The sequence below is a fragment of the Thermosporothrix sp. COM3 genome, from assembly GCF_059696735.1.
In genome coordinates, this window is record NZ_AP019376.1 from 7486133 (window position 1) to 7505971 (window position 19839).

Annotated in this window: 8 protein-coding genes; 6 read left to right on the plus strand and 2 right to left on the minus strand. The window is 49.2% G+C overall.

The features are described from left to right. Position 1: 1 nt before the first annotated feature. The 4 genes from KTH_RS32000 to KTH_RS32015 all read left to right on the plus strand — a co-directional run bounded on the left by KTH_RS32000 (position 2) and on the right by KTH_RS32015 (position 8363). A complete protein-coding gene (locus KTH_RS32000) occupies positions 2–1945 on the plus strand; it encodes a nuclease-related domain-containing DEAD/DEAH box helicase (protein WP_170142499.1) in 1944 nt (647 codons plus the stop codon). A gap of 4 nt (positions 1946–1949) precedes the next feature. After that, complete coding sequence (locus tag KTH_RS32005) at positions 1950–2492, plus strand: hypothetical protein (protein WP_111321214.1); 543 nt, start codon at positions 1950–1952, stop codon at positions 2490–2492. 206 nt (positions 2493–2698) lie between these two features. Continuing rightward, positions 2699–3778: a hypothetical protein gene (locus KTH_RS32010; protein ID WP_497622947.1), complete on the plus strand. Its 1080-nt coding sequence runs from the start codon at positions 2699–2701 to the stop codon at positions 3776–3778. A 583-nt stretch (positions 3779–4361) separates the two neighbouring features. After that, positions 4362–8363, plus strand: coding sequence for an Eco57I restriction-modification methylase domain-containing protein (locus KTH_RS32015; RefSeq protein WP_218029612.1), 4002 nt, complete (start codon positions 4362–4364; stop codon positions 8361–8363). Between the two features lie 153 nt (positions 8364–8516). On the opposite strand, the gene KTH_RS32020 is transcribed toward KTH_RS32015, so the two are convergent. Both KTH_RS32020 and KTH_RS32025 read right to left on the minus strand, forming a co-directional pair. After that, positions 8517–10226, minus strand: a complete 1710-nt coding sequence (locus KTH_RS32020; protein ID WP_497622949.1) for a DUF2357 domain-containing protein — start codon at positions 10224–10226, stop codon at positions 8517–8519. Beyond that, the gene (locus KTH_RS32025) at positions 10198–11571 is read right to left on the minus strand and encodes an McrB family protein (RefSeq protein ID WP_111326698.1); all 1374 of its coding nucleotides are present in this window, start codon (positions 11569–11571) and stop codon (positions 10198–10200) included. Before KTH_RS32025 ends, KTH_RS32020 begins: the two co-directional genes overlap by 29 nt. Positions 11572–11751: 180 nt before the next feature. Between KTH_RS32025 and KTH_RS32030 the strand changes: the two genes are divergently transcribed. Then, positions 11752–16950: a DEAD/DEAH box helicase gene (locus tag KTH_RS32030; RefSeq protein WP_111326700.1), complete on the plus strand. Its 5199-nt coding sequence runs from the start codon at positions 11752–11754 to the stop codon at positions 16948–16950. Next, positions 16947–19814, plus strand: a complete 2868-nt coding sequence (locus tag KTH_RS32035; protein WP_497622952.1) for a DUF8741 domain-containing protein — start codon at positions 16947–16949, stop codon at positions 19812–19814. The genes KTH_RS32030 and KTH_RS32035 overlap by 4 nt, the downstream gene beginning before the upstream one ends. Positions 19815–19839 lie beyond the last annotated feature (25 nt).

Below are 19839 nucleotides of genomic sequence, written 5' to 3' on the forward strand. Positions count from 1 at the left end.
GATGGCAAGGGTGCTGCCCGGGGAGAATGTATGGAAAAATATGCGGGAAGAGAACCGAGCTGGCAAGAAAGCGGAGCAAGAGGCACTGAGGTGCTTGCAGACGCTCTCTGACGAGTACTTTGTTTTGTGTGAGCCTCGCTGTGTGGCCTGGGATCCCAGAAATGGATTAAGCGGCTATGAGCATCAGCCTGATTTTGTTGTGGTGGGGCCAGAACTCGGAGTGGTGGTGATTGAGGTGAAGGATTGGGATATAAAAAGGAATAACTTCCAGTTTCTCGATCAGTGGAATGTGCGCAAAGTCGACAAGAGGAATTGTGAAACCATCATCCGTAATCCCTGGGATCAGGCACGTAGATACTACCTTGATTTTATGGAGATTGTTAAAGGTCTCTCTCCGAAAGTGTGGGTCAGCTATGCAGTTTTTTATCCTCGTATGGTACGGGCTGAGTTCCAGAATGCGTTTGTGAATCCGCAGGCAGATAATCCCCAGAGCCGGATGGTGATTGATCTGGAACGAACGCTTTTTCAGGATGATATGGTTGGTGCACAGATGACTCTGGCAAGTCTCAAGCGAATTGCCGGGTTACGGAATGCTGGAGCGGAACGATCTGTCTATACTGCGCAACAGGTTGTGACTGCCGTGGAGCGGATCATGCCGGGAGAAATGAAGGTAGGTGCACGAGAAGAAAGTGAAGCAGAAAAACACTTTGCGCACCTGGATATAAAGCAGCAAGAATGGGCACTGAGTGTACTGTTCGCGGACAAGGTCTACATGGCGGATGTGGCTGGGAGTGGAAAGACAAACGTTTTGCTCTCGCGTGCGCTCCATCTGGCAAAATCACATTTTGGGGAAACTGGCTACAGAATTTTGATCACGACCTATAACCGGGCGCTGAAGGTAGAGTTGGAGCGAATCCTGAACGAGAAAATTATATATGATAACCTTGCGATGCAGTGCTATCGTGGAGAAAACAGATCGCTGTTTATCTATGATATTGTTGAGCTGATGGAGCACGTCGTTCGGGATGTAATGAGGGAAGATTTTCAGGCCTGGCGTGCTGATGCTTTGAAAGGGCGGACAGAAGCGGAATATATCGAACGGGTGTTGCCTGCCGAATGTCTTCAGATTTTGAAAGGGCAAGCGGAAGCGTACAGGCGGTTTGATTTCCTGATGGTTGATGAGATTCAGGATTTTAACACGCAGATGCTTCTGGTTGCCAAGAAGTTCCTCAGAAACGAAAAGAACCTCTTTCTGGTGGGGGATGTGGGGCAGAAGCTGTTTGCAAGAAACATCGAGTGGGGCTATGTGGAGGTTGAGAAGACCAGGGCCGCATTGCATAAGCGCTTCATGATGTATCGTAGTCCGAAGCTAGTTGCCAAAACTGCCTGGCGTTTTTTGACAAAAGATCCGCTAATCGTACAAGAGCTTCAGCAGGAACAATATGACATGGCAATCAAGCCAAAGAGCCCATTTCAGAATGAACCAGAGTTGACGCCTTTCGCGAATGAGGAAGCATTGCTTGATCGGCTCATTGAGGATATCCAGCAGTATCACACCCTGTACTTGTCTCGGAGAATGCTCTGTATTGGGCTTCGGGAGGGGCTCCTACCGAAGGTGTATGATTTGCTACGACAGCAGGGAATCCCGGTGCGTTGGGCAACTGAGGATGCCAGGGGGCTGGGCGATTATGTCATTCTTGCTGATTATATGGAGGCGAAGGGATTAGAGCGAGAGTATGTGTTTATTGTCGATACAGAACGCCTGGCTCAGTCGCAGTCCCCGTTTGAGGATATGGATGCGATATGGCAGCGTGTGAGCAAAGATCGAAAGAAACTCTTCATTGCACTGACCCGGGCAATCAAGGAAGTGAAGCTCTATTATACCGATTATAATCACCCATTTATTCAAGATTTGCTCACGATCATTCGTAACATCGATAGGTGAGAAGATGCCAGAGGAAGTGCAGCAATTACTGAAGGCGAAGGCAGAGGAGGTGAGGAGATATTTGAGCGAGACCGGGTATCAGTGTACCGCGACACTGATCCAATATGGAGTCAATATCAGGCTGACGCATCGGGGAAAGAGCGTAACGCTTTCGCTCTTCTATAACTCAAAGAAGAGAAGCTGGAATATACAGAGTTCCAATGAATGGGTAAAAGCCGAAATTTTTCCGAAGGTCCAGAGTTTGCTTGAGGCGAAAAAGCCACCTGTAACTGAGCAAAGCCCGATCTATCTGGAACCGTATTTCCGTGAAGTCTGCCATTATATGCGACTTCTGGAGCCGTTTGCAGACGAGTATATCGATTTCTCCCTTCTTTTTGAATATACCAGAAGGGCAATCAAGCAAGTGCTTCTTTTCTCCACTATAGAAGAATCCGACCGCGTTGCTTTACAAGAATTGTTGGATGTAGATCCCAAAGTGGAGTTTGTTGAGGTAAAGGAGTATCTCACCACATGTATGAAGATATGCAAAATTCCGGGAATGATGTAAAGCAGCAAGCATGGGAGCTTGAAAAACAGGGACAGTTTGAGACGGCTGCTGAACTTTATCGAAAGGCATTGGCAGCCAGACCTGATGATGCTTTTTCTCATTCTCGTTATTTGAAATGTCTGCGGTCTTTAAAAAGGTCAAAGGAAGGTATTGAATGGGGGTGGATGTTGCGGCCAGAGGTGAGAGAGGACAAGTACGTGTTTAGCATGTGGGCATGGTGTATCTATGATGTCTATTTCAAAAAGACAGAAGAGAGAGAAGAGGAGTTAGAGGGATGGGAAGAAGAGACCTCGATGACCGATGAGCGTTTTAGAAAAATGCGCAGTGCGGCTATGTATGTGCTGGAACGAACGGAGGATGCGCTGATTCGAAAGTTGCTTGTGCTCGGGATTTGTCGTGAGGCCAAACAACGAGGAAAATGGGATATTATCTATAAGTTTGCCGGGATGATCGATCCATCCACATTGGAAAAGGATGCGAGGCAAGCAGGGAGAATGTCGGAGTGTGAACGCTGGTATTTCTATGCCATCAAAGCCGCGTTTTTGATGGAGCAGTATGAGGAATGTCAGCGACTGGCGGGAGAAGGCATGAAGCTCTATACCCATAATCGCTTCTTCCCCTGGTGGCATGCATTGGCAAAAGCCAGAAGCGGCATTCAGGAAGAGGCGTTGCAGGATCTCCTGACCCTTGATGGTCGGTATAAAGAATGGTATATCCGGGCGGATATTGCACGTATCTATGAACAACTGGGCCGGGATGATGATGCCTGGCTCTGGTATTGCCGCGCTGCCTTGCAGGCAAATGAAATTAAGCTCTGTTACAGGCTCATCGGGCAGGAAATGGCGTCTCTCTTGCAGCGCCTTGAGCGCTTTCAGGAAGCATATGAGCATATGCAATTTGCACGCCTGATCGCAGAGAAAGAGAATTGGAGCCAGTCGAAATCTGCTGAGCAACTCAGGGAACGAATAGTGCAACTCTGTGAGCTTTATGCTGAGCAGATCACACCTGAAGACTATCCGCTTGAGAGTTTTGGGCGGCTACGTGGGAAGCTGAGAAGGCTTTGGGAGTCTGCTGCACCCCGTGAGATCGGGGTGATACGCACACTGAATCAAGAAAAGGGATTTGGTTTTCTTGCCGTGGAGGATGAATCAATCTATTTCCGCATTCCCAGGCAGGTGCCTTCATTGGAAGTCGGAATGAAGCTTGAGTTTACCAGAGAAGTGAGTTTTGATCGTAAGAAACAGCAGAATTCACTGGTGGCAGTGAACCTGCGCATCGTTCGTTAAGCGGAAGCGGGGAAGGGGCATAGGATTTATAGCCCCTTTGCCCGTTTTTTATTGTGCGGAGTCTATGTGTCATTGGTGAAGAACTATACCTTCGTTCCCTCTTCCTATAATTACATTTTATTCATTTAATTACACTTTATTCATTTGGATGCGGAAAAATATGAATTTTTTCATCTGTCCTGATTGTGACGTTAATCGAAAGATATAAAGGGGCATAAGTAAACATTCAGGCTATTCGGTCACAATATCTCTTTTTCATGCTAAATTGCAATATTAAGAATATATTCATGACAGGTAATAATATAATAAAAAAAGCTCCTATTGTTGTTATTCACATGTTGGAATGTATAAGTGTAAGATGGTAAGGGCAATATTGTGTATTATACGAGGGGTAATTCTGGTAAGGGATAAGTTACGATGCTAATTTGTTGGGAAGAGGAATGATAGTATTTCGGTGATTTCTAATGGTAGTAGTGGCGGATTTCGGGAATGTTGCCAGCCTACCTTTTCTTTCCATAATCAACATTGAGCTGTAGTGCTCGCTTCTCTGCTTTGGGGGAGGGATTCTGTGAGGAAGATCGGAGTGTACGCAAAAGCTCCCGTGTTTACCTGTGTGACCAGTGAAGGAGCGCTGCTTCCTGTGGAGATGTTGCAGCGGATCGCTTATCTTGATTCTGGTCTGGGCGGATTGAGCGCGGAAGACTATAACCTGTTTGATATGAGGCTCAATGAGGCGATCAGTGATTCCTGGCAGCATCTGTTACGGGCCTGGAAGGCCTTTCGAGCTGCGAGACAGCGAATAACTGTCTCTGGTTCCGAGGGATCGATTACACGACGTTTTTGGCTGTTACCTCTTTTTGAGAGACTTGGCTATGGCCATCTGAAGGGGGCGAAACCCATTGAGATCGAGGGGAAAAGCTATCCAATCTCACATTTCTGGTTTGGGGTACCGATCCATCTGATCGGGTGTCATATCGGTCTGGATCAGGTGGTGAGAAGCTCCGGTGGAGCACGACAGAGCGCCTTCAGTCTGGTTCAGGAATACCTGGGGCGCTCGCCAGAGGGGCTGTGGGGCTTTGTCTCCAATGGGCTGCGCCTGCGCCTCTTACGCAAAAATGTGAGCTTAACTCGTCAGGCCTATATCGAGTTTGACTTTGAAGCGATGATGGAGAGCGAGAACTATGCCGAGTTTACCCTGTTGTGGTTGCTCTGTCATGTCTCGCGTGTCAATGCGGAGGAACAGCCAGAACGGTGCTGGCTGGAGCAGTGGGCACAAGAGGCGCAGAAGCGAGGGGTACGAGCGCTTGAACAATTGCGTGATGGGGTTGAGGAGGCGATCCGTGCGCTGGGGAGCGGGTTTCTGGCGCATCGAGCCAATCAGCGGTTGCGCGAGAAGCTGCGCAGCGGTGAGCTCAAGCCGCAGGAATACTATCGGCAGGTGTTGCGCTTTGTTTATCGGCTGATAGTGCTCTTTGTGGCGGAGGATCGAGAGGTGTTACTGCATCCCGAAGCGAGGGAAGAGGCGCGAGAGCGGTACAAGCGTTACTATTCGACAGCCCGGCTCCGCTGGCTGGCAGAACGGCGTCTGGGGTCACGCCATTCGGATCTCTATCATGGCTTGCGGTTGGTGATGGAGGGGCTGGGATGGGAGACGGGGTGTCCGGACCTGGGGTTACCGGCGCTCAATGGCTTTCTGTTTTCCGAGGAGGCGATGCCCGATGTGCTGGATTGTGTCCTGAGCAATCAGGATCTGCTGAAGGCAGTACGCTCTCTGGCTTTTACCTATGAAGGATCGGTACGGAGAGCGGTGGACTATCGGCATCTGGGAGCGGAAGAACTGGGCAGTGTGTATGAATCTTTATTGGAGTTGCAGCCAGACCTCAACATTGAAACGGCACAGTTTATCCTGAAAACGGTGAGCGGCAATGAGCGGAAGACATCGGGGAGCCACTATACACCAAGCAGCTTGGTTGAGAGTCTGCTGGATTCGGCGTTAGAGCCGGTGCTTGCGGAGGCGTGCGAGCACCCAGATCCAGAGCAGGCGATCTTGCAACTCAAGGTGTGTGATCCAGCCTGTGGCAGCGGGCATTTCCTGCTAGCAGCAACGCGGCGCATGGCGAGACGGCTGGCGATGATTCGAGCGGGGAATGAGGAGCCGAGCCAGAGGGAGGTGAGGAGAGCGTTGCGAGATGTGATCGGGCATTGCATTTATGGGGTGGATATCAACCCGATGTCGGTGGAGTTGTGCAAGGTGAATCTATGGTTGGAGGCATTGGAGCCGGGCAAGCCGCTCTCGTTTCTGGATGCGCATATTCAATGTGGCAACAGCTTGCTTGGGACTACGCCGGCGCTGCTCAAGAATGGGATACCGAACGAAGCGTTTGAGCCACTTGAGGGAGATGACAGGAAGTTCTGTAGCATTTATAAGAAGAAGAACAAGGAATATAGGGAAAGGTCGAAAAAAGGGACAAGCCAGATAATGTTGTGGGAGGAAAGTGGGGCGATTGTAAGGGAAAGATTGGAGAATGTAAGAGCAGCGAGATTTCAGATGGAGGCAATCGATGATGATACAATTATAAATGTGCATCGCAAGCAGGCCCGTTATGGATTATCCTTGTCCTCAAGCGACTATGTACAGAGCAAGCTGTGGGCGGATATGTGGTGTGCAGCCTTTGTATGGAAGAAGACAGCAGAGAACAATGACCTGGAGATGAATGAAAATGTGCTTCGTCGGGCGATGCAGAATCCGGACTCTGTGAGGGAGGAACAGCGACGGTATATTCAGAGTCTGGCGGAGCAGTATCAGTTTTTTCACTGGCATCTGGCCTTTCCAGATGTGTTTCAAGTGCCATCGGGGAATGAGGAGCCGGAGAATGCGCTGACGGGCTGGTCGGGAGGTTTTGATGTGGTCCTGGGAAATCCCCCGTGGGAGACAAATGAACTCAAGGAACAGGAATGGTTTGTTGCGAGCGGAAGACCTGATATCGCGCATGCGAGCAATGCCGCCCAGCGCCAAAAGATGATACAAGGGCTTCTGGTAGAGGATCCGCTTCTGTATGTAGAGTTTCAGGAAGAGAAAAGGAAATTTCAAGGGAAGAGCCATTTTATTCGTCATAGTGGAAAATATCCGCTGTGTGCTGTAGGCAAAATTAACACCTATTCGATCTTTACGGAGTGTATGCGTCAGATCTTGCATCCGAGGGGACGCATTGGCTGTATTGTGCCGTCAGGAATTGCCACTGATGATACCACGAAGGTCTTCTTTCAGGATTTGATGGACAGCAGGACACTGGTCAGCTTGTATGATTTTGAGAATCGCAACAAGGTTTTTCCCGCTGTGGATAGTCGCATGAAATTTAGTCTACTCACGTTGAGTGGAACGGAGAGACCGGCGATGCAAGGGGCACGCTTTGCCTTTTTCCTGCATGATCCGACGGAACTGAAGGCAGAGGAGCGTGCCTTTGTGCTCACAGCAGAAGAGATAGCATTGCTCAATCCGAACACGCGAACCTGCCCGATTTTCCGTTCGCAGCGAGATGCAGAACTGACAAAGCAACTGTACAAACGAGTTCCTATCTTCATTCGAGAAGATGGGAAAGAGATGCTCAACCTATGGAGTGCCACTTTGTCAACGATGTTTAATATGGCGTCGGACTCCCATCTCTTTCATACCTATACCCAGCTTCAGCAGGATGGTTGGACGCTGAGAGGAAATATCTTCTATAGAGGAAACGAGAAATGTTATCCATTGTATGAGGGAAAGATGATCTCGCACTACGATCATCGCTTTGGTGGCTATACCACAACAGCAGAAGGGGCAGAACAGGGGATAGATCGGCGTGATCCGTTTGCGGTGCCGTTACCACGCTATTGGATCCATGAACGGGATATGAATGCTGATGTGTTGCGAGAGCAGACTGCTTTGCTTGCCTTTCGGGATATTGCGCGTTCAACCGATGTGCGAACGGCTATCTTCAGTATCATTCCTGCGGTGGCTTGTAACCATAAAACGCCGCTTCTGTATGTCAAACCAAAAGATCCTTTCGCCCTTCTGCTTTTGGCATCCCATTTCTCTTCATTTGTTTTTGACTATGTGGCCCGTCAGAAAGTGGGAGGAACGAGCATGGGGTTCTTCATTCTGAAGCAGCTTCCAGTCCTCCCACCAGAGACGTATAAGCAGGAATGTGTGTGGCAGCCGGGTGTATCGCTTGGGGAGTGGATCTTGCCGCGGGCGCTTGAGCTGACCTATACGGCATGGGATCTGGAGGCGTTTGCGCGGGAGTGTGGGTATGCGGGGCCGCCCTTCCGCTGGGATGAGGAGCGGCGCTTTCTCTTGCGCTGTGAGCTGGATGCGGCATTCTTCCACCTCTACGGGGTGGCGCGGGAAGATGTCGCCTTTATCATGGAGACATTTCCGTTGGTGAAGAAGGAAGACGAGAAGCGCAATGGAGAGTATCGAAGCAGGCGTGTGATTCTGGAGATCTATGATGCCCTTCAGGAGGCGAGTGAGCAGGGAGCGATGTATCAAACGCGGTTAGAGCCCCCTCCTGCTGATCCCTCAGTTGCTCACCCTCTGAGGTCCTGAAGGTTATAAGTGGTTGATAGAAGTGATTCTGGAATCAGATTTACTGACTCAGGGAGTGCTTGTTTGGCTGTCTTGCGGTAAAGCATTCTCAAGGGATTCAGGGAATGTATCAGGTTGCTAGTGCAGGGTAAAAAATAGCATTGTTCTTCTGTTCTATTGAATAAGATCTGCAAGAGCTAAGAGATCATGCAATGCCTGGCGTACGGCCTGAATACGCTGCGGTGACATGCCAACGAAGAAGGGTAAGGCTCCGATATACTTTCTCCCTATGTACAGGTGATTACCCGGGTAGAGGATGCAAGCGCTTGTTACAATATCATAATCTTTGTAGGCTTTTGTTCCTGTGCCGCCAGTGTACTTTCTATAAATGATGACGTCTTTGTAGTGAGACATTCTTTCCAGATCCTCACTCTTTGGGGCGAATTGGCCTCGCCCCTGTTTCTCGTAGCGATACTTGGCATCAAAGATGAGTACGCTATGAGGAATATCATTTTGATACACTTCAACAGCGAAATCTGGCGTTCGGTGTCCTTTGTTCGGTACGTTTGGTGCGTCTACGGCAAGCGCAGATCGGTGATGGACAACTGCTTTGTTAGGATATACTGGCTCATAGATAAATTGTACGGTGTAGGTTCCGTCAGTCATGATAATAGCAGGCGTATTTTTACGCACATCGAACTCGAAGTAATCAGTTTCTACTTCATAGAAGGTAGCATTGGAGATCATGTGATAGCCCGCCTGCTTAAGCTCATCAACCAGAATACGGGTTGCGGTAAATATGCTCCACATCTCATAGAGCTCGCTCACTTTACGCAAAGAGATCTCGGTAACATATTTGTCTGTTGAGTATGTTTTCTTGAGTTGTGTTTGGAACTTAAGATAAAGCTGATAAAATCGATTGTAGAGCGGATGCTTGAGAAGCATCTGTGTTGCTTTGTTGATGCCCGTGAGCGAAGAAACTGTGCGTAAAAATGGTTCTGCTGCCCAATGGACGCATTGTAGCTTCATACGTTGACACTCTGCAATGGCTTGCTGAAGCTTTTGCTTTTTTCTTTTATCTTCGGGATTATGGTAATATTTGTACCGCGACTCAACACGCAGTAGCTCTTTCTGTGCGCTTTCCTGAATGTGGTCTAACCTGGGACTGAGTTGTTTGAGGAGAAAATGTTTTAACAGGCGGTTCTCATAAGTGTCGTAGGTGTGATAGCTCTGCTCTCCGCTCCAATAAGATGGGAGTATCGGATATGGTGATTGAGGGGACACAATATGCTCTCCTGGCACCGGATGTATATCATGGGAGAAATAGGTAATCTCATGCAATTGGAGCCTGATTTGTTGTGTATGAAGGGTATAATGCGGGTCACGCCGAATATCTGCAATTACCTGGCACATACGCTTAACAATTTGTTGAATGATATAGTATTCTTGCAATGGTGATGGTTCATAGCGCTTTTTGGCCAGTGTTGTTCGTTCAATGGCTGGAGAGTCCAGGCTGTAGAGCAAATCGAGGGCAAGTTTACTCAATTCGTCCTGCATTTGTTCGTAGTGATGCTGCGTCAATTTATGGGGAAAGACTCGCACCAGAGCCGTCTTGGTGGGAAGCCCTGGTGAAAGGACCTCGATACGATACAGACCGGCATAGCCTCCGGGTTTCCATTGCCAGATACCATAGCGGGCTGTTTGGAGTTCTTCCCCATCGATCACTATTGTAACCTGTGCAGGAGCTTCATTTGTCAGGCGAATGTAGTTTGTGCTGAATTCGCGAATTGCTAGCCCCTCATTTTCGTCTTCGGGATGAAAGCGGAGCGGTTTCTGATTGATTGTGAGCCAGCGATTAACGCCAGAAATTGGTGTAGCCATCATGTTGTAACCTGTGTTGCATTTCTTCCAGACGCTGTATTGAACGAGGGAAGTTCTGTTGTCGCAAGAAGGCGCGTAGGTCATTGAGAAGCTGTTCAATTTTATACCCTGCACCTCGTATACGTGGGAGAATGCGCTGTTTTACTTGCAAATCAAAGGCTGTATCAGGCTCAAGCAGTTCAATGCTGTTTGCCAGATAGAGTTCAATTTCATGGAGTACCCGATAGCCAAGTCCGAGATCGGCGCGGTTCAGCAGTTTGTTGATCTCGATAATCTGGCTTCGGTATGAGAGATCTGGCGTGTTAATGCGATAGCTTCGCCAGGTAGAGGCCGCGATTGAGATGGGAGGCGCTACAGTTGTAGGAATGGGCATTTTCTCCAGATCAACCGAGAAAAATTCCAACGTATTGGCGCGGTCAATGACCTTATCGCTAATTGGTTTTGTGGTTTCATCAACGTTGATAGTGCCAGTAAAAAAGAGATTCTCAGGAATCACCAGTTGATACGGAAATGGGTCCGCACCTTTTTGTGCTCGTTCCCAGAGGTATTTGCTATAGAGCTGGATGCGCCGATCTTCTGGTTGTTCTTCTTCCATAGTGCTTAGAAACTGGGAGAAATAATACTCGACATGGGCGAGATTCATTTCATCAAGGCAGAAGAAATAGAGGTTATATGGATCGGTTTCAGCCTCGTGGATGAATTCAACTGCGGGTTCAGGAATGTATTCACCGGTGATGGTATTGAAATAGCCCAGAAGATAGCGGTCATCATTCCAGTTGGGGCGTACCGGAAGGCGAAGGTAGCGAGGCTTATGTCCAAGTGCTTCGGCGTAGAGCTGTGGGAGTTTGGATTTTCCAGTGCCAGATAAGCCTGCAAGGATTACAAGGGGACGTGTTTTCAGGCAGATGTGGTAGTTGTATAATGTTTCCTCATCATAGTAGTATCCCCGTGCTGTAATATAGTTTCGGATTGAGGTAAGCAGTTCCTGCTCTGTTCTTCGTTTTCCACCCATAGCGTTTTTTACTTCTTCAAATTCAGGGGGTGCAATCCGAAGCGAGTCACCCATTTTTTCCTGGCTGATAAGTATATTTCTGGTAAAGGCCTCCTTCAAGGGAAGGGTATGTTGACAGAAATCAATAAGTTGTAGAGAAATAGTTTTGGCGGTACGGTTGACGGCGGTAACGCGGTAGATAAGAGGTAAAATGTGTTGCTGCCCCGATTCTTCGAATGGAATAATTGCGTCATTCACCTGAAGATGTACTGCTGGATGAGTGAGGATGAAGCGAGGCGTTAATGGAGCAATATGTTTCTGATAAATCTCCTCAGAGATGGGCAAGAGATAATTCATAACCTGTTTCCTGGACCCTGTAATACGAATTCTTTCTGTAAGCGCTTCAATCAGTGTACGCGAAAACAGAGAAGGAGTCAAGGTAAGGAACAAGTACCAGGAATTTTTGTTGACAGTATTGGTGAGTAGCTACTATAATCCAGATATGGTAGAGTGTCTTCCCTTACTGAGGTTTTACCCATGAATATTTTTGAGCTCCATCAAAAGCTGATAGATGATTACACTTCGTATGTAAAAAGCTTTATTCAGATCCAGAATCCCCTGATCAAAGGATATGTGGAGGAGTCGCTGTTCCAGCAAAAAGTCCTCTGGCCGATGCCCCTGCTTCAACTCAATCCCCGCTTTGAACCAGGCTGTACCATTGATGAGCTGGTGCGAGAAGGGATACTGCATCCATCCTGTCAGACAATCTTTCGGCGTGACAAGACATCAGAAAACTCGCAGGGGCTACCGCTCCAGTTGCATCGTCATCAGGAAGATGCAATTCGAGTTGCGAGGACAAATGAAAGCTATGTGCTTACTACAGGAACAGGCTCGGGAAAGAGTCTTGCCTATATCATCCCTATTGTAGATTATGTGCTTCGTCAACCAAGAAGGCCGGGAATCAAGGCAATTGTTATCTACCCAATGAATGCGCTGGCAAATAGCCAACTGGGAGAATTGCAGAAGTATCTGGGCGATTTCCCAGAGGTGACTTTTGAGCGTTATACGGGGCAGGAGAGCAAGGAGGAGCGCAGACGTATTATTGCTAATCCGCCAGATATTTTGCTTACAAACTACGTCATGCTTGAACTCATTCTCACACGACCTCGCGAGCGTAATCTGTTGCGTGGAGCTAATCTTCGTTTTTTGGTGCTTGATGAGTTGCACACGTATCGTGGCCGGCAGGGCGCCGATGTTGCGTTGCTGGTGCGCCGGGTGCGCGAGCGTCTGACTCCCCCTGGAGAAATTCTCCAGTGTGTGGGGACATCGGCGACGCTTGCGAGTGGAGATGACTACGATGAACAACGGCAGGAAGTGGCACGAATGGCTTCTCGTCTTTTTGGGTGTCCTGTTCGTTCTCAGCATGTGATCGGGGAGACCCTGAAGCGAATTACTGCACAGGTCGATGAGACAAGCGGCGACTTCCGCCAGCGTCTTATAGAACGTGTGCACCAGTATGAAGAGACAATCCCGCAGACATATGAGGAATTTTGCGCTGATCCTCTCTCGATCTGGCTTGAAAGTACACTGGGAATTACGCGGCGCCAGGGACGCTGGGTCCGTAATACTCCACGTCGTATTGCTGGTGATGCACAAAGTGCGACAACCCTGCTTCAACAAATAACAGGATTGTCTGAAGCACGATGCATGCAAGTGATTCAACAAGCGCTGCTGTTAGGCTATGAAAAAATCAAAGATCCAACAACAGGGCGTCCACTCTTTGCTTTTCGATTGCATCAATTTATCAGTAAAGGCGATACTGTCTATGCAACAGTGGAGCCGAATGAACTGCGCCATGTGACGCTTCAATATCAGCAATTCGCGCCTGGGGACCGTAACCGTGTCCTTCTGCCCCTGGTCTTTTGCCGAGAATGTGGGCAAGAGTATTATTGTGTGCGCTGGCAGGACGAAGAGACAGTTGTTTTGCGTGAACCGCAAGATATGCATCACTTGCAAGAGGATGACGAAGAGACAAGTGAGAAAAAAGAGCGTACCGGTCAGCCTGGTTTTCTCTATATCGTGCCTGAGGAAGACTGGACTGATGATCGTGAGCGCATAGATGATATGCTTCCTGATGAGTGGAAAGAGTTACGCGGAGGGAAGCTGCGCTTGTTGCCTTCCTATCGTAAACATCGTCCGAAGGCGCTGCGTTTGCGTCCAGATGGGACCGTTACGACGGGAGATGATGGTACTGGCTGCTATTTTATACGAGCGCCGTTCCGATACTGCTTCAAATGTGAAATTACGTATAACTCATTTCGTCGGAGTGATTTTGAAAAGCTTGCCCAGTTGAGTTCTGAAGGAAGAAGTACCGCGACAACAATTCTCAGCCTGGCTGCTGTTCGGCATTTAAGTGCTGCAAAGATACAGGGGGTAGATATTGCCTTTGACCCCAAAATGTTGAGTTTTACCGACAATCGACAGGATGCATCCCTTCAGGCTGGCCACTTTAATGATTTTATCGATATGGTCATTTTACGCTCTGCCCTGTATCGAGCTGTGATGAAGGCCGGGGAGGCCGGGATAGAGCATGATCGTCTGACTCAAAGTGTCTTTGAGGCGCTTCAGCTACCTACGGAGAAATATTCAGCGGTAGAGAATCCAAAGCGAATTACGCGAGACAATGTGGATAAAGCTTTGCGTTCTGTGCTTGGTTATAGGCTCTACCTCGATTTGCGACGAGGCTGGCGTATCACAACACCGAACCTTGAGCAGTGTGGTTTGCTGGAGATCAAATATCTGAGTCTGGATGATATCTGTAACGATGATGCTCCATGGAAGCGGAATAGCAGGCTTGCTGCTCTGTCTCCAAAAGACCGCTATGCTATTTGTCAGGCCTTGTTGGATCATATGCGGCGTGAGCTAGCAATCAAAGTTGACTTTCTAGAGTCCTCGTATCAGGAGCAAATCAAGCAGCAGAGCAGCCAGTATCTTATTGCCCCCTGGGCGATTGACGAGAATGAACATCTGATCTCTGCGACGCGAATGTTTCCCTGTCGGCGTAAACCGGGGGATGAGCGCAGTGATATCTACGTTTCCGGGTTCAGTGCGTTTGGAGTGTATTTGAAAGGTGTTCTCAACACCTATTCGATAAGCTTGCAGCGGTCAGAACTGGATGAGTTAATTCAGGATTTGTTTGCTATTCTGGCGGAAGAAGAGATGATCCGGCAGGTGACCGAGGCCTCCGGTGAAGGAGTCCCTGGTTATCAACTTCCTGCTGCAAATATGATCTGGTATGCGGGTGATGGCGTCAAGCCATACTATGACCCATTGCGAACACCCAGAATGCCTGAAGAGTCAAAGAGAGGGGTCAACACGTTCTTTCTCCATTTCTATCGAGAAAGTGCTGAGGATTTGCGTCCCTTGCTTGGTATTCGCGCGGCAGAACACACTGCACAAGTCCCTTCAGAACGGCGTCAAGAACGGGAAAAGGAATTCAGGGAGAACAGGTTACCAATCCTGTACTGTTCGCCGACTATGGAGCTAGGTATTGATATTGCGGATCTCAATGTCGTCAATATGCGTAATATTCCGCCAACCCCGGCGAATTATGCGCAGCGTAGTGGGCGGGCGGGGCGCAGTGGACAGCCCGCGTTGGTATTCTCGTATTGTTCGACAGGCAATTCGCACGATCAATACTTCTTTCAGCATCCCGATGATATGGTCAGTGGTTCGGTAATGCCTCCCCGGATCGATCTTGCGAATGAAGATCTCTTACGCTCACATGTGCATGCTATCTGGCTAGAGGAATCAAGTCTTGAAATAGATGATTCCTTGAAAGGGGTGTTGGAGATAGAAGGGAATCCGCCTTCGCTCGCATTGAGAGAGCAGGTTCGAGAGGCGTTACGTGATGTGAATACACGCCAACGCGCCGAGGAACGAGCACGACGTATTTTTCGGACGCTCGAAGAGAATGAATTGACTGTACTCAATGCTCCCTGGTACGCCGAGAACTGGCTGAGCGAAGAGTTGGCTCGGATTGAGGAGCGCTTCGATGCTGCCTGTGAACGTTGGCGTAGTTTATTGCTAGCAGCAATTGCACAGCGAGATAGACAAAACGAGATTGCAAAAGATCTCTCACGCTCACAAAAAGACCGTGAGAATGCGCAGACGCTGCGTCGGGAGGCCGAGGTCCAGATTAATGTTCTGACAGCCAATACTGACGATGTAAAAGAGCGCTCTGAATTCTCGGAGTTTTATAGCTATCGCTATTTTGCCTGTGAGGGCTTTCTGCCAGGATATAATTTCCCTCGGCTACCACTCTCGGCCTATATTCCCGCCCGACACGCAAAAAGGGATGAGTACCTTTCGCGCCCGCGCTTCCTGGCAATCTCAGAGTTTGCCCCACGTGCAATTATCTACCATGAAGGATCACGGTATATTATTAATCGCTCTATTCTGGGGATGCGTGAAGATCGCCATAGCATTTTAACCGTTGCCGTCAAGCAGTGCAAGGAATGCGGCTATCTTCATCCGCTCAATGATGGGCGTAGCTATGATGTCTGTTCGCATTGTCAGGCACAACTTCCGGCTCCGACTGGGAGTTTGTTCCGCTTACAAAATGTTTCGACGCGCAGGCGTGACAGGATTAACTCTGATGAAGAAGAGCGTGTCCGGCAGGGATACGATATCCGGACCGGGGTACGGTTCTTGCCGCGTGGAGATGGACTACCCGGTGCATTGACCGCTATTGCTCTGAACGCAGATGAAGAGCCACTGGTGAAGTTGACGTATGGACAGAGCGCTCTACTCTGGCGAATCAATTTTGGTCCGTTACGGCGCAAAGATAGGAGAATCAAAGGCTTTGTGCTGGATACAGAACGAGGCTATTGGGAGAAAGATGATACCTCGGCTGGTGACCCCGAAGATCCCATGTCGGGCCAGAAAGCTCGGGTGATCCCCTATGTAGAGGATACACGAAACTGTTTGCTCTTCGAGCCGCAATGGTCACTTTCATTATCACAGATGGCCTCGTTGCAGGCGGCACTGAAAAGTGCTATTCAGGTTCGTTTTCAACTCGAAGATAATGAACTGGCGGCTGAGCCGTTACCAGATCTGCAAGATCGTCGTCTCATTCTTTTCTATGAGGCAACAGAAGGGGGGGCTGGTGTCCTGCGTCAGTTAATTGATACGCCTCAGGCTCTAGCTGAGGTAGTACACGTTGCGCTTGATCTGTGTCATTTCAAGCCCGAGACCGGGGAGGATTTACAGCATTCTCCACTGGCTCTCGAAGACTGCGAAGCAGCCTGTTATCACTGCTTACTGACCTATTCCAATCAGCGGGATCACCGCTTGCTGGATCGCAAGTCAATTAAGGATGTTCTATGGATGTTAAAGGGCTGTACAACACATATTGATCTCTCTCGGCTACAGCCGCTGCCACAGCAGGAAGAGGATCCATTACTTCAGGAGTGGCTTGCCTGCCTGAAGGCCCATGGTTTGCGACTTCCTCAGAAAGCAATAGAACCTGTAGGGCGTTGCCGGGCGCGGCCTGATTTTTTTGTAGATGGAGGGCTGATCTACATTGATGGCTCTGATAGCGTGCGTGCGCAACGTGATATTGAGCTTGCGGAATCAGTAGAAGATGAGGGATCTTTGATGCTTCGCTTTGGAGAACGCTCGCAATGGGATGAGCTGTTTACGAGCTATGCAGATCTTTTTGGGAGGAACGCATGAATTTTGCTGCTGGTTCATTGGTCAAGGCGCGAGGGCGCGAATGGGTTGTGTTACCGGAATCAGATGAACAGTTGCTGTTGTTGCGTCCGCTAGGAGGAACAAATGAAGAGATTACCGGGATTTATCTTCCTCTTGAAGAAGTGAGGCCGGCACAGTTCAAGTTGCCAGATCCGGAGCAATGGGGAGATGCCCACACCGGTAAGCTCTTGAGAGATGCCATTCGTCTGGGATTCCGTTCAAGTTCCGGGCCTTTCCGCTCGTTTGGGCACATCGCGGTTGAGCCACGCCCCTATCAGTTAGTTCCGCTGCTGATGGCGCTTCGACTTGACCCTGTTCGTCTGCTGATTGCCGATGACGTAGGGATTGGTAAAACGGTTGAAGCCGGGTTGATCGCCAGAGAACTGCTTGATCGTCATGAAGTGGAGCGATTGGCAGTTCTGTGCCCGCCTCATCTTGCTGAACAGTGGCAACTTGAGCTCAAAGAAAAGTTTCATATTGATGCTGAGCTATTGCTTGCGAGCACGGTCTCACGTCTTGAGCGCAATTGTCCTAACGATGTTTCCCTGTTTGAACAATATCCCTATCTTATTATTTCAATTGATTTTATCAAGGCTGATAGGCGGCGTGACCAATTTATTCGACAGTGTCCGGAACTGGTGATCGTCGATGAGGCTCACACGTGTGCTTATTCAGGTGAGGGACGTGGGAGTCGACATCAGCGTTTTCAGCTTGTTTCTGCACTGGCTGCTCATAAAGACCGTCATATGATCTTACTCACTGCTACGCCGCATAGTGGTGATGAAGGGGCCTTTCGTTCATTGCTCTCGTTCTTGAATGAAGAGTTTCGGGAGCTACCACCCCGGCTTTCGGGACGTGAGAACGAGCCGCTTCGTCGTCGACTTGCAGAGCATTTTATCCAGCGCCGACGTCGAGATATCCAAATCTACCTTGATCGAGAGACACCATTCCCGGAACGCGATGATACTGATGAAAGCTACGAGCCATCGACGGAATATAAGCGCTTGATTGAGAAAGTGATGAGCTATGCTCGCGAGAGAGTACGCGATAAAAGCGGGGAGAAAAATAGACAACGTATCCGCTGGTGGTCTGCGCTAGCACTACTTCGCTCAATCGCTTCCAGCCCGGCAGCTGCTGTCGCGACTTTACATAATCGTGCACGGGTCGCTGATGCTGAAACGGTAGAGGATGCTGATCGTATTGGGAGTCAGGCTGTGCTTGATCTGGTGGATAATGAGGCAACCGAGGGCATTGATGTGATCCCGGGCAGTGATATTGAGGATGAAGCTGACACGCAGAAACAACGGGGCCGCTTGAAAGCACTGGCAAAAGAGGCTGAAGCTTTGCAAGGGGAGAAAGATACCAAACTACAAAAGGCTGTCCAGCTTGTGAAACAGATGGTTCAGGAAGGGTATCGGCCGATTATCTTCTGTCGCTTTATCCCGACTGCCGAGTATGTGGCGAAGGAGTTACGACGCAAACTCCCAAAGCAGGTTGAGGTCGCTTCCGTTACCGGACAACTACCCCCGGCTGAGCGTGAAGAACGAGTGCTCCAACTGGCAGAACATGAGCAGCGCGTGCTCGTTTGTACCGATTGTTTGAGCGAGGGAATCAATCTACAGGGCTATTTTAATGCTGTCTTGCACTATGACCTCTCCTGGAATCCGACGCGTCATGAGCAGCGTGAAGGCCGGGTAGATCGCTTCGGTCAGGCTAGCTCCCGTATCAAAGTCATCTCCTTCTATGGCAAGAACAATATTATTGATGAGATAGTACTGGATGTGCTTTTACGTAAGCATCGCCAGATTCGTAGTCAACTGGGAATTTCTGTTCCGGTGCCTGTAGATAGCGAACAGGTTGTGAATGCTCTCTTTGAAGAAGTGTTGCTTCAGGGCTCTGACTATGTGGAGACCGCTTTACAGCCTGGCCTCATTGGTTTTGAGCAAACAGTTCATTCCCAGAGAGAGCAGCTTTCGCGTGACTGGGATCACTCGGCTCGACGCGAAAGTAATGTGCGTACGATTTTTGCGCAACATAGTATCAAGGTTGAAGAGGTTCAGCGAGAATTGGAGGCAGTACAAGCTTCCATTGGCATCTCTGATGATGTTGCTCGCTTCGCTGCAAATGCTCTACATGCCTATGGCGCTTTCGTGACAGAGCGGCCCGGGAATATTCTGGATGTAAATTTTGCAGATGTACCGCTTGCAGTTCGTGATGCAATGAATTTGCATATGTATCTCAATGAGAGATCTTCATCTCTGCGTCTGAGCTTTGAGCAGACGGGCGTACCGGGAACGCTCTATGTGAATCGAACCCACCCGCTGATTGAAGGGCTGGCAAACTATGTGATGGATACCGCGCTTGATTCAGAGGTGAAAGATCCTGTTGCTCGGCGATGTGGCGTGATACGCACCAGTCAGGTACAAACGCGAACGACGTTGTTGTTGACACGCTTTCGCTTCCAGATTCATACGCCTTCACGTCAGCAGAAAGAGCTACAGCCACTACTGGCCGAGGATTGCCGTTTGTTTGCCTTTCAGGGTGCGCCTCAAAGTGCTGTCTGGCTTGAGGATGAGCAGCAAATAGAGGCGTTGCTTGGGGTACAGGCAGAGGCGAATATTGCTCCACCACAGATCAAACATTTCTTACGGCAGGTGCTTGATTCGTATCAGGAGCACCTTGAGCCACACCTGGAGCAAATGGCCAGAAAATATGCTGAAGAGTTGCGAGAAGCGCACCGCCGTGTCCGCCGCTCTGCGTCGCTTACTATCCGCAATATCAAGGTAGAGCCGCAGTTACCCCTTGATGTGCTCGGTGTCTATGTGTATCTCCCTGTGCAAAAATAAGGCTTGTAGAGAAGAGGCTGAGAGA